This window comes from Bacillus sp. 05T31 (assembly GCF_056396725.1).
The window spans coordinates 1-11,798 of the sequence record NZ_JBFTMA010000227.1 but is presented as its reverse complement, the minus strand read 5'-3'; the positions used below and the strand labels follow the sequence as shown (position 1 = coordinate 11,798).

General features: G+C 36.0%; 14 protein-coding genes and 2 pseudogenes. 11 read left to right on the top strand and 5 right to left on the bottom strand.

The window, feature by feature from the left end:
• The first annotated feature begins 52 nt into the window (after positions 1–52).
• The 11 genes and pseudogenes from AC1DJR_RS14995 to AC1DJR_RS14945 all read left to right on the top strand — a co-directional run bounded on the left by AC1DJR_RS14995 (position 53) and on the right by AC1DJR_RS14945 (position 9,382).
• Positions 53–328, top strand: coding sequence for a flagellar biosynthetic protein FliQ (locus AC1DJR_RS14995; RefSeq protein WP_002011993.1), 276 nt, complete (start codon positions 53–55; stop codon positions 326–328).
• Between the two features lie 15 nt (positions 329–343).
• Positions 344–1,105, top strand: coding sequence for a flagellar biosynthetic protein FliR (locus AC1DJR_RS14990; protein ID WP_477002918.1), 762 nt, complete (start codon positions 344–346; stop codon positions 1,103–1,105).
• Between the two features lie 10 nt (positions 1,106–1,115).
• On the top strand, positions 1,116–2,162 hold the full coding sequence (gene flhB / locus AC1DJR_RS14985; RefSeq protein WP_477002917.1) for a flagellar type III secretion system protein FlhB: 1,047 nt from the start codon (positions 1,116–1,118) through the stop codon (positions 2,160–2,162).
• Between the two features lie 23 nt (positions 2,163–2,185).
• A pseudogene (locus AC1DJR_RS14980) lies at positions 2,186–4,112 on the top strand (FHIPEP family type III secretion protein).
• A gap of 14 nt (positions 4,113–4,126) precedes the next feature.
• Positions 4,127–5,181, top strand: a pseudogene (gene flhF, locus AC1DJR_RS14975) (flagellar biosynthesis protein FlhF).
• A gap of 43 nt (positions 5,182–5,224) precedes the next feature.
• On the top strand, positions 5,225–5,959 hold the full coding sequence (locus AC1DJR_RS14970) for a flagellar hook-basal body complex protein (protein ID WP_477002916.1): 735 nt from the start codon (positions 5,225–5,227) through the stop codon (positions 5,957–5,959).
• On the top strand, positions 5,898–7,115 hold the full coding sequence (locus AC1DJR_RS14965; RefSeq protein WP_477002919.1) for an NtaA/DmoA family FMN-dependent monooxygenase: 1,218 nt from the start codon (positions 5,898–5,900) through the stop codon (positions 7,113–7,115). The genes AC1DJR_RS14970 and AC1DJR_RS14965 overlap by 62 nt, the downstream gene beginning before the upstream one ends.
• Positions 7,116–7,292: 177 nt before the next feature.
• The gene (locus AC1DJR_RS14960) at positions 7,293–8,129 is read left to right on the top strand and encodes a TrmB family transcriptional regulator (protein WP_477002915.1); all 837 of its coding nucleotides are present in this window, start codon (positions 7,293–7,295) and stop codon (positions 8,127–8,129) included.
• Positions 8,119–8,847: an AzlC family ABC transporter permease gene (locus AC1DJR_RS14955; protein WP_477002914.1), complete on the top strand. Its 729-nt coding sequence runs from the start codon at positions 8,119–8,121 to the stop codon at positions 8,845–8,847. Before AC1DJR_RS14960 ends, AC1DJR_RS14955 begins: the two co-directional genes overlap by 11 nt.
• On the top strand, positions 8,838–9,149 hold the full coding sequence (locus AC1DJR_RS14950) for an AzlD domain-containing protein (protein WP_137076197.1): 312 nt from the start codon (positions 8,838–8,840) through the stop codon (positions 9,147–9,149). The genes AC1DJR_RS14955 and AC1DJR_RS14950 overlap by 10 nt, the downstream gene beginning before the upstream one ends.
• Positions 9,150–9,211: 62 nt before the next feature.
• Entirely contained in the window at positions 9,212–9,382 is a 171-nt protein-coding gene (locus AC1DJR_RS14945) for a DUF3951 domain-containing protein (RefSeq protein WP_002011981.1), read from the top strand.
• Positions 9,383–9,407: 25 nt separating this feature from the next.
• Here the strand turns inward: AC1DJR_RS14945 and AC1DJR_RS14940 are convergent, their stop codons facing one another.
• The 5 genes from AC1DJR_RS14940 to AC1DJR_RS14920 form a co-directional block, all read right to left on the bottom strand.
• On the bottom strand, positions 9,408–9,767 hold the full coding sequence (locus tag AC1DJR_RS14940; RefSeq protein ID WP_477002913.1) for a hypothetical protein: 360 nt from the start codon (positions 9,765–9,767) through the stop codon (positions 9,408–9,410).
• Positions 9,768–9,781: 14 nt separating this feature from the next.
• The gene (locus AC1DJR_RS14935; protein WP_242309181.1) at positions 9,782–10,372 is read right to left on the bottom strand and encodes a dienelactone hydrolase family protein; all 591 of its coding nucleotides are present in this window, start codon (positions 10,370–10,372) and stop codon (positions 9,782–9,784) included.
• Between the two features lie 2 nt (positions 10,373–10,374).
• Entirely contained in the window at positions 10,375–10,710 is a 336-nt protein-coding gene (locus AC1DJR_RS14930; protein ID WP_002064676.1) for an antibiotic biosynthesis monooxygenase family protein, read from the bottom strand.
• A 180-nt stretch (positions 10,711–10,890) separates the two neighbouring features.
• A complete protein-coding gene (locus AC1DJR_RS14925) occupies positions 10,891–11,070 on the bottom strand; it encodes an H-type small acid-soluble spore protein (RefSeq protein ID WP_001025736.1) in 180 nt (59 codons plus the stop codon).
• Positions 11,071–11,136: 66 nt separating this feature from the next.
• The coding region (locus tag AC1DJR_RS14920) for a tetratricopeptide repeat protein (protein ID WP_477002912.1) at positions 11,137–11,798 on the bottom strand (662 nt) is incomplete at its 5' end.

Here is an 11,798-nt window from a genome sequence, read left to right as displayed (position 1 = left end):
GGTTAAGACGGTCGCCTGAAGCGTTTGATGCTATGTGATAGGAGTCATATAAATGAATACATCACCAATTATAGATATTTTCCAAACCTTTTTTTATAAAGGGGTTATGATTTTAATGCCGATTGCCGTTGTGAGTATGATTGTCGTTATTATTATCGCAGTTATTATGGCGATGATGCAAATTCAAGAGCAAACGCTGACGTTTTTACCGAAAATGGCGAGTATTGTGCTCGTTATTATCATTTTAGGTCCGTGGATGTTTCAAGAGTTAACGATGCTTATTTTAGATTTATTTGATAAAATCCCATCGCTATTGCGTTCGTACTAAGATAGGTGAACTGAAATGAATATGGAATTATGGGCGGCGACGTTTTTTGCGTTTTGTCGCATTACTTCATTTTTATATTTTCTACCGTTTTTCTCAGGGCGATCAATTCCGGCAATGGCAAAGGTTACATTTGGACTCGCTCTTTCGATTACAGTGGTAGATCAGGTGGATGTCTCTCACATAAAGACAGTTTGGGATGTAGCAGCTTATGCAGGAACGCAAATTGTAATTGGGTTATCCCTTTCAAAAATTGTAGAGATGCTGTGGAACATTCCGAAAATGGCAGGGCATATTTTAGACTTTGATATCGGTTTATCACAGGCGAGTTTATTTGATGTAAATGCAGGGTCACAGTCCACTTTGCTATCAACAATTTTTGATATATTTTTTCTTATTATTTTTATTTCACTTGGCGGCATTAACTATTTCGTTGCCACGATTTTAAAGTCGTTTCAATATACAGAGGCGATTTCAAAATTGTTGACGACTAGTTTTTTAGATAGTCTACTTGCAACGTTATTATTTGCAATTACATCAGCGGTTGAAATTGCTTTGCCACTTATGGGCAGTCTATTCATTATTAATTTCGTCCTTATTTTAATTGCAAAAAATGCACCGCAATTAAACGTTTTTATGAATGCGTACGTAATTAAAATAACGTGTGGTATTTTGTTTATTGCGATGAGTGTACCGATGCTCGGTTATGTGTTTAAAAATATGACAGACGTATTACTGGAAGAGTATACGAAACTATTTAACTTTTTCTTAACGAAGTAGGGGGACGCGCATGGCAAAGGATAATAAAACAGAAAAGGCCACCCCGCAGAAGCGTAAAAAATCGCGTGAAGAAGGGAATATCGCCCGGAGTAAAGATTTAAATAATTTATTTTCCATTCTTGTATTAGCAGTTGTCGTTTACTTTTTCGGAGATTGGCTCGGCTATGAGATTGCACATTCCGTAGCGGTACTGTTTGATCAAATTGGAAAAAATACAGATTCGACCGAGTATTTTTATTTAATGGGTATATTACTTCTGAAAGTATCGGCTCCTATATTAATACTTGTATATGCTTTTCATTTGTTCAATTATATGATTCAAGTTGGTTTCTTATTTTCTTCTAAAGTACTTAAGCCGAAAGCATCACGTATTAATCCGAAAAACTATTTTACGAGATTGTTTAGTCGTAAAAGTTTAGTAGATATTTTGAAATCACTGTTTTATATGGGATTAATCGGTTACGTTTCGTACGTTCTCTTTAAAAAGAATTTAGAGAAAATCGTTAGTATGATTGGATTTAACTGGACAGCGTCACTTACTGAAATTATTAGCCAAATTAAATTTATCTTTTTAGCCATTTTAATTATTTTAATCGTTCTTTCTATTATTGATTTCATTTATCAAAAATGGGAGTACGAACAAGATATTAAGATGAAAAAAGAAGAAGTGAAAAGKGAGCATAAAGATAATGAAGGGGACCCGCAAGTAAAGGGGAAACGAAAAAACTTTATGCATGCCATCTTGCAAGGGACAATTGCGAAGAAGATGGATGGTGCAACGTTTATTGTGAATAACCCAACGCATATTTCGGTTGTACTTCGTTACAATAAACAAGTTGATGCAGCGCCTATTGTCGTTGCAAAAGGGGAAGATGAGCTCGCATTATATATACGAACGCTTGCCCGTGAACAAGAAATACCAATGGTGGAAAACCGTCCGCTCGCTCGTTCTTTATATTATCAAGTCGAGGAAGATGAGACGATTCCAGAAGATTTATATGTAGCTGTAATTGAAGTTATGCGCTATTTAATTCAAACAAAAGAACTTGAAGTATAATAGCGCGTTTGGAGGGGATCTCTTTGTTTAAGATGGATTCTGCAAGAACCTATTTTTCTATCTTTTTAGCAGCGTCATTCGTTGTGGCGCTCTTAATTCCACTTCCACCATTTATACTTGATATCGTTATCGTTTTTCTACTAAGTATGTCAGTGCTTATTTATATGCGAGCTACAAGTATTAACGAGTGGGATGAATTAAAGTCATTTCCAACGATGTTGTTATTAATCGGGATTTTCCGCGTATCGATTAACGTTTCGACGACGCGAGCGATTTTAACAGACGGAAATGCGGGTCATGTTATTGAAGAGTTCGGCCAGTTCGTAATTGGCGGAAACTTATTAATTGGTATCGTTATTTTTATAGTATTAATCATATTCCAGTTTATCGTTGCAAACGGTGCGTCTCGTACAGCTGAAGTAGCAGCTCGTTTTACACTTGATTCTTTACCAGGGAAACAAATGTCTATCGATGCTGATTTGAATCAGCGTCTTATTACAGAAAAAGATGCACAGGCGAAACGAAAAAAATTAAATATGGAAACAGAGTTTTACGGAGCGATGGATGGTGCCGGAAAGTTCATTAAAGGGGACGTTATTTTCGGGATTGTCATTTTATTCGTAAACATTATTTTCGGTTTAATTGTCGGTATGATGCAGCAAGGAATGAGCTTTGCAGATGCGGCTATTCACTATACACAGTTAACTGTCGGTGACGGAATTGTAAACCAAATCGGTTCGTTAATGCTTGCGATTTCAACAGGTATTATCGTAACGCGAGTATTTGACGGTTCATCTGATACAGTAACTGAAGGAATCTTTAAAGAGTTATTAGCGCATGAAGTTGTTGTATATGCACTCGGTGGCTTATTTATCGCAATGGGTGTTTTTACACCGTTACCATTTCTACCCTTTGCTCTCGTTGGAGGCACGATTGTTTTCTTAGGAGTTCGTAATAAAAAGCGAATAAAGAAAGAAAAAGAAGACGAGCTTCAAAAAGAATTAGAAATGATTCAAGGCGATGAAGAGCAACTGCAACAAGTGGAAGATTCATTCGGCGTCTTTACAGATAAATATCCAATTATCGTAGAGCTCGGTTTAGATTTAGCGGCACTTGTAAAGCAGAAGATTAACGGGGAAACAGCTCGTGATAAAGTTGTTCTTATGAGGAAGTCGATTATTACCGACCTTGGTATTAACGTTCCGGGAATTAACTTTAAAGATAATACGAGCTTTAGACCACGCGGACGTTACATTATTCGTATTAAAGGTGCGAAGGCGGCTGAAGGTGTTTTAAAATCAGGTTATTTATTAGCACTGAAAACACCGAATGTAATGGCTGATTTAGATGCAGAGCCGGCGAAAGATCCAATTTTTGGTGAAGATGGATATTGGATTTTGGAGCATATGGTACAAGATGCACAAATGAAAGGCTATCAAGTGTTAGAGCCGCTCAGCATATTAATTACGCATTTAGATGTTGTCGTTAGACGTAATCTTCATGAGTTAATTCAGCGTCAACATGTGAAAGACTTGATTAACTCGCTTGAAACTGATAATGGCGTTTTATTAGAAGAAATTAAGAAGAAAGAAATCGATTTATCACTCGTGCAAAATGTTATTAAACAACTGCTGAAAGAAGGAATTTCAATTCGTGATTTACCAACAATTATTGAAGGTATTATTGACGGGAAAGAAATTTATCAAAACCATGTTGATGGTGTCACTGCATTTGTTCGTGAATGTATTTCAAAAGTTATTTGTGAGAGTGCGAAAAATCCTGATGGGAAAATTTATAATGGGAAGAGAGCCAGTATTATTAACACGCAGAAAAGATTTCAGGTTTGCGATTGTGAGACTTCTTGAACGTTATCAAATAGAAGCTAAAGTATTATGTATTAGTGAATTAGCACCAGAAATTGTTGTAGATCAAATTGCTTATATTGAATAGTAGGGGGTGAAGTAATGGAAAGTACAGAAAAAAAAGAAGCGTTAATGCGAATAAARGCAGCTTCGAAAAATGAATTGTATCGAAAGTTATTTGACCAATATGGTACAGATTATTACTACGTTGTCGATGAAAGTGTAAAACGAAACATCCCGTTTTTTTGGAAGAAGAATTATGAAATGTTAGTCGCTTTTCCTGAAGATAAACAGGAAGAAAGTAACGAAGGCGTAACTCAATTTCATGAACAATTAATGGATGTTGTAAATGAACCTTCAGAAGAAATTGTGAAGGCAAATGGAATTCAATCGGTACTGCACAATTTAGAAAACGTAACGACTTCTATGCCGTACGCAGCGATGCAAACAGGAAATAGTGAAGAATGGGCAAGAAAAAAAGAGAAAATACAGAAGAGGAAGTCATCGGATACATATTGGAAGATATGAGATCTCATTTTAATACTGAAAACGTATTTGAAAAAGAAATACAAACGATTGCATTAATAGGTCCAACTGGTGTTGGAAAAACGACGACACTTGCGAAAATGGCATGGCAGTTTCACGCTAAGAGAAAAACAGTTGGTTTTATTACGACGGACCACTCTCGCATTGGAACAGTGCAGCAACTGCAAGATTACGTAAAAACAATTGGGTCAGAAGTTATCGCTGTGCGAGATGAAGCAGCTATGACAAGGGCACTCAGTTATTTTAAAGAAGAAGCGCGCGTCGATTATATTTTAATAGATACGGCTGGAAAGAATTATCGTACGTCAGATACGGTTGAAGAAATGATTGAGACGATGGGGCAAGTAGAGCCAGATTATATTTGTTTAACGTTATCTGCTTCTATGAAAAGTAAAGATATGATTGAAATCATTACGAATTTTAAAGATATTCATATTGATGGAATCGTATTTACGAAATTTGATGAAACAGCGAGTAGTGGTGAATTGTTAAAAATTCCAGCAGTATCATCAGCWCCAATTGTATTAATGACAGAYGGACAAGACGTGAAGCAACATATACATATCGCTACARCTGAACATTTAGCAAAACAAATGTTACAAACATCGTAAGAAAAGAGGTGAAGAATAAGGCACTTGCCTTATTCAAACGAGTATGAACGGTCTTTATATAGGTTCTATGGGTATGATGAATTACATGCAGCATATTAATGTTCATTCGAATAACGTCGCAAATGCCCAAACGACAGGATTTAAAGCAGAAAACATGACGTCTAAAGTATTTGATGTGCAAGACACATATCGCCGCGGAGACGGATCGGCGACAAATATCGGCTCGGTTGATTACGCTGTCGTACCAGCTGCGACGCATGTGAACTTAGTACAAGGAAATGTACAAATGACAAATAGTGCTACAGATTTCTTTTTAGACGACGGTGCGGCTGGCACATCATCATTTTTCGTTACATCTAAAAATGATGAAACATTTTTAACGAGAGACGGTAGCTTTACATTAAATAGTGATCGTTATTTACAAACAGCATCTGGTGCTTTCGTAATGGGTGAGAATAATGAACGTATTCGTATTCCAGAAGGAGCAAAGGTAGCTGTACAAGCAGACGGTACATTATACGATGAAGTAACACAAAATAATATTGCCCGTCTGCAAACGAAAACAGTAGACGTAGAAACGAACGCTCGCCTCGTACAACGTGAAAATAAAAGTTTTACACTAGCAGAAGGAAACGTTGCTGATTTACCGAATGGAACAGGGGCAGTACGTAATCATATGCTAGAAAATTCAAATGTGGATATGACGAAAGAAATGGCTGACCTTACAAGTAGAGTTAGCAAAACAAGCAGAAAAATCGAAGTTAGATTTTGTTTTTAAAGCTGACTATTTAGTAGCGCATCCCGATTTAATTGCTCGTAATAAGGGGAATGTAATTTTAGATCCGACACTATTGTTTACTGCTATCGCTTATGCAACAGAAAAGATTGGAGTCGTTACGACCGCTTCAACATCATTTTATCCACCATATATACTAGCGAGGCAACTACAATCTTTAAATTGGATWAGTAACGGCCGAGTAGGATGGAACATTGTCACATCAATTGATGGTGCTGAAAACTTTGGTGAGACAGGGATGCCACCATCTGAGGAACGATACGCGAAAGCGGCAGAATGTACAGAGTTAGTAAGAAAACTTTGGAGGAGCCATCCTTATGAAGTTTTAAAAGAAGACAACGCAGATGTAATTAGAGAAATGGTACAGCCAATTGAGCATCGTGGTGAGCATTTTGAGGTGAAAGGTCCACTTAATATCCCGCAACATATTTCTGGGGAAATGCCTTTATTTCAAGCGGGTGCTTCAGAGTCTGGCCGGAATTTCGCTGCTTCTGTTGCGGATGCAATTTTCGCCGCGATGCCAGATGTAGAATCAGGAATCGAACTTCGCCAAGATTTAAGAAGAAGAGCAGAAAAGCATGGCCGAAAGCAAGATGATATACGTGTATTGCCTGGTTTATATTTCTTTATTGGTGATTCATATGAAGAAGCACTAGAAATGCACAGGCAAGCTCATCAACATCTTACAAAAGAGAAGAGGTACGCTTTACTCGAAATGGTTCTCGGATTAGATATTAGAGGGATGCCATTAGAAAGTATGGTTACTGAACATATGCTACCAAGTAGAAATCAAGCTGTACGTAGTAAAACACATGCCGAATTATTACGGAATTTCATCATAAAAAATGAACCAACTGTTGAGCAAATACTAGAACGACCAGAAGTTGTTGGTTCTGCTCATTGGGTCGCTATAGGCACACCACAAGATGTTTGTAAGCAAATTATGGAAAGATTTGAAGCAGGGGCACTAGATGGATTTATTGCAATTCCAGGGGGACCTCCAAAATCATTGGATTTATTCTTTAGTGAAGTGATTCCTTTATTCGTGAGAGCAGGTGTATTTAGAGAAGAGTATACAGGTTCAACCTTACGTGAGCATTTGGAGGGTAATATATCAAATGCTCTACAGTTGAAATAATTCATTATGCACAAAAAGCCTTTCAAAAGAAGGCTTTTTATTTCGAATAAAAATTCGGAATTATCAGTTGACTTGTAGAGGCTTCTTTTTTATATTAGTAGGTATAGCAATAACTACTAATGGAAAGTGAAATCGTAGTTTTGAAATTAGAGCTATATAAATTGTGAGGGGTTACCGATGGATGAAATAATAAAGGAGTTACAAAAGTTAGGTTTTTCCCAGTACGAATGTAAAGCGTATATTGGACTATTAAAACATTATCCAGTAACAGGTTATGAAGTGAGTAAACAAACAGGCGTACCTCGTTCGATGATTTATGAAGTACTTGGCAAGTTGATGGATAAAGGAGCGGTGCATATCGTTCCTTCTGAACCATTGAAATATGTACCAGTGCCAGCTACGGAATTAATGGATCGAATGCGAAAAGATTTTGAAAAGTCCTTTGAATTTTTAGACCGAAAATTAAATTGTTTAGAACAAGAGCGACAAATTGATGTAATTTCGCATATTCGCTCAAATGATCGTGTTTTGAAAGAAATATGCAATATAATTAATAGAGCAAAAGAAGAGTTATGGATTTCTGTATGGGAGGATCAAGTGCACGAGATTGAGCCATTCATTCATCAAAAGGAAGCGGAAGGCGTACATATTTTTTCAATTTTATTTGGTGCTCCAGAAAAAAAAATAGGAGCGACATTTCACCATAATTATATGACACCTCACGTCGTTGAAAAGAGAATGGGTGGTCATTTAACTGTTATCGCGCGTGATGGGGAAGAAGTATTAATTGCTAACTTTTCAAATGATAGCACTTCATGGGCCGTTACAACGTATGATCCAGCTTTAGTTCTCGTCGCTACAGAATATGTTCGGCACGACATTATGGTGGAGGAGATTACGAAGGAGTTTGGAGCTGATAAATTAGATACATTATGGCGTGAAAACATAGATTTAGTTCATGTCGTAACAGGAAAACGTACTATGGAAGAAATGGAGGGAGATAATGGTGAATAAAGCTCAAGCACATATGACACTGCAGAGCGATGATTCATTTCAGCAAGGTGTAAAGGATTGTTTACCAACTGTATTTGGATATTTGAGCATCGGTATAGCGGCTGGTGTTATTGCGAAAACAGCAGGTTTCTCGATCATAGAAATTGCTTTTATGTCCACATTAATTTACGCAGGTTCTGCTCAGTTTATATTAGCGGGTATGTATGCAGCGGGTGCCCCAGATTCGGCAATTATTTTTACTGTGTTCTTTGTTAATTTACGTCACTTATTAATGAGTGCTGCACTCGCACCTTACTTCACCAAGATACCTCTTTTTAAAAATTTAATAATTGGTTCGCAAATTACAGATGAAACTTTCGGCGTTGCAGTGCAACAAGCAGCACAAAAAGGCCATTTAGGCGAGAAATGGATGATGGGACTTAATGTAACAGCATATTTAAATTGGATTTTAGCTACAGTTCTCGGAGGGCTTTTTGGAGAGTGGATACCAGATCCTCATACGTACGGAATGGATTATGCGTTACCAGCGATGTTTATCGGATTATTTGTACTTCAGCTAATAAGTAGTAAACCGAAACTAGCCATTCATCTAAGTGTAGCAATTGTAGCAATTATTATCGCATACGTTTCACACTTATTTATGCCAGATAGTATAGCAGTTATTATCGCAACACTTTTAGCTGCGACAATCGGGGTGGTGATTGAAAAATGGAAGTAAGAGTGGACGTATTATTCCTTTTACTAGCAGCCGGAGCTGTCACACTCGTACCACGTATTTTACCTCTTCTCGTATTTAGTAAACTACAAATTCCAGACTGGGGTTTAAAATGGTTAAATTACATACCAATTGCGATATTAGCAGCACTTTTAGCACAAGTATTATTTATGCATGAGACAGTGCAGTGGGATTATATCATTGCGGCAATTCCTACATTTTTCGTAGCGATATATACTCGTAGTTTATTAGGAACAGTATTAACAGGAGTCATTGTAATTATTTTGTTACGTTTATTTTTCTAAAAAGGATTCAGCTCATATAATAGCGAAAGGTGTAATAACATGAAATATATAGGGGTGGTGTTATGATACTTTTAACGATAGGAGCAATATTGTTAACGTTGTTTATTTTTTTTATTATCGGCTTTATTACGTTTATGATGTTTGTTGATAAGGCGACACCTCAAATTTATTACACACCTTGTGAAACTATGACAATAAAATCTAAAGGTAAAAATAGAAGGAAGAAAAGTTGATGTTGGGCTTTTCTTCCTTTTATTTTTACATTCCTGAAAGAACTAACAACAATAATCCAAATAGAAAACTAATAGAAGAAAGGAAACCGATAGATATGGAAAAAATACGATTGTTCTTCCATTCGCGTGCGAAAACAATAAAGCCTAAAACGCAAAGGAAAAACCAAATAGGTAGAAATATAAATCGACTAAMTTTCTCAGGTAGTAATGAATAAAAATTTGTTAAATATAATATCCAATTCGTAAAAAATAGAGCACATACGATGAATGATTGTGAGTATGGTAGGTTTAGAAAATTTCCTTTTTTAACTGTCATAAAAATGAGAGCTAATGCTGAAATGAAGGGTATTATTAGGAATATGAGTAAAAGTAATGTAAGTGACATATAAAACTCCTTTATCATATTGTTTGCGTAAGAAACGAATCTATTAGGTTGTATGCTTGCTTTGTAGAGTGCTCGTTATATTTTTCAGTGTACGGATTTAAAAATCCATGTTCACCGTGTAGTTGATTTATTTCTAATAAAGGATTATTTTGTTGCTGCAATGTTTGGATTAAAGAGGATACTGAAAAACTAGCTTCTTGTTCAGGAAAAATAAGTAGTGTAGCACATGTAGGTTTAATGTGAACATAGTCACGTATACGGGAACCGTAACATCCAATGATAAAATCTATTCTAGGATTGTTATTACATAGCCATGAGATGGTAGCTCCAACGCTAAAGCCAATAAGTCCAATATGTGTGTAACTATTGGAAAGGCAAGTAATGAATTCTTCAATTTGCTCTTTTCCATTATCAAATCCAATGTGGTTCATAAAATGTTGATATGCTTTTTCCTCATCACTATAATGAAATACATTTTGTAATTGTAGAAGGTTAGGACAAAATACATCTATATGAGATGTAGTGAAGTGGTCTATAACATGATGCATATGATCATTCACACCGTATATTTCATGAACAACAACGAGAGCTAGTTTTTTCTTCATAGTTACAATGTACCTCTATGAAACTTATATTCTTTCTCAACAAGGCAGATGCGCAGGTGGAAGTTTTCATACCATTGCTCACGGCCTCTTTTTTTCGCTTCTTTATGTAAGGCATTCTTTTTCCAATTTTCAATTGCTTCAAGTGACTCCCAATAAGAAATTGTAATGCCGAGTCCCGAATTATCACGTGCGCTTTCGACGCCTAAAAATCCAGGTTGCTGTTTCGCAAGTTCCTCCATTTTTTCGGAAACGGTACTATAATCTGTTGTATCATTTGATAGATTTGAAGTGAATATAACTGCATAATAGGGCTTGTTTTTTTCTAAATCATATTTCATTATTTTTCCCCCTTAATGTATAGTGCGAATAATTAATTCATAGTTTGTATTTTAGCAGGTTAAAAAAAGAAGTAGAAGATTCTTATTTTTTTAGGTGTTGTAAAACAGAGGATAGAAGGGATTTATATTAAGTAATCTAAAGTAAGAAAAATGCCACTTCAAAAAAAGAAGTGGCATTTTTTATATTTCCTCTAAGCTATTAACTGGAACCGTTAATTCGCGTTTTGGATTTGTTACTTCATATATGCGGGCGGTTTCGTTGCTTTCATCGACGTGTTGAATCATAACAGGCATGCCTTGAAAACTGACATTGGCTTCTTCAGATGACTCGGAAAGCTCTTTTGCGCGTTGTATATTCATTTATATTCCTCCCATCATTATTATCTTTGCAAAAAAGGAGGAATAATATACCATTTCGAGACATTTTTAAAGTTTTTGTATTATTTGTAATGTTTCTTTAATAAAAGAAGAAAAGATGGAATCCGGGTAGGATTGTATCTTTTGAGCGGCTTCTGTAGCTTCCTCCAGAGCCCTTTTTTTATCGTTAAGTTTTACATAACAAAGGGCACGATATGCACCTGCTGTTGTAAGCCACGCTTGATCAAGTGGATGGTTCATATAATCCGGCATGATATCACGTTGCAATGCTTGTAAAGCTTCCTCGTAACGTTTCAATCCGTATAAAGCTTTTCCTTTTTCAAGATAATACAATCCGTCGTCTTGAAAAAGTGGCTCATCTTTTAGTTTCTCTCGAAATTGTTCTAGATGTTTTAATGCGATTGTATATTCATTAGTAATCGTGTTGTAGTAGTAAGCTTTTAAAATATCAATAATCGCAATGGATAGAGTATCTTCTGTAAAAATGGCAAATTGCTCAGATTTTTTTATGTAATATAAATATTGTTCTTTATCAGCTGTAATGACTTTTTGGTAAGATAAAATCCGATAAAATTCGTCTGTTTTAAAATATACTTGATGCTTTTTTGAAAACTCGAGTGCCTCTAATATTGTTTTTTCACATGTTTCATAATCGCCGCATGCTAGTAAAATGATGGCTTCATATAAACATAACTCGATATGTATAATGA

Coding starts and splice junctions, on each gene's coding strand:
- AC1DJR_RS14945 (WP_002011981.1), top strand. CDS start 9,212: ATGATACTTTTAACGATAGGAGCAATATTGTTAACGTTGTTTATTTTT.
- AC1DJR_RS14995 (WP_002011993.1), top strand. CDS start 53: ATGAATACATCACCAATTATAGATATTTTCCAAACCTTTTTTTATAAA.
- AC1DJR_RS14950 (WP_137076197.1), top strand. CDS start 8,838: ATGGAAGTAAGAGTGGACGTATTATTCCTTTTACTAGCAGCCGGAGCT.
- AC1DJR_RS14935 (WP_242309181.1), bottom strand. CDS start 10,372: ATGAAGAAAAAACTAGCTCTCGTTGTTGTTCATGAAATATACGGTGTG.
- AC1DJR_RS14930 (WP_002064676.1), bottom strand. CDS start 10,710: ATGAAATATGATTTAGAAAAAAACAAGCCCTATTATGCAGTTATATTC.
- AC1DJR_RS14970 (WP_477002916.1), top strand. CDS start 5,225: ATGAACGGTCTTTATATAGGTTCTATGGGTATGATGAATTACATGCAG.
- AC1DJR_RS14925 (WP_001025736.1), bottom strand. CDS start 11,070: ATGAATATACAACGCGCAAAAGAGCTTTCCGAGTCATCTGAAGAAGCC.
- AC1DJR_RS14955 (WP_477002914.1), top strand. CDS start 8,119: ATGGTGAATAAAGCTCAAGCACATATGACACTGCAGAGCGATGATTCA.
- AC1DJR_RS14990 (WP_477002918.1), top strand. CDS start 344: ATGAATATGGAATTATGGGCGGCGACGTTTTTTGCGTTTTGTCGCATT.
- AC1DJR_RS14960 (WP_477002915.1), top strand. CDS start 7,293: ATGGATGAAATAATAAAGGAGTTACAAAAGTTAGGTTTTTCCCAGTAC.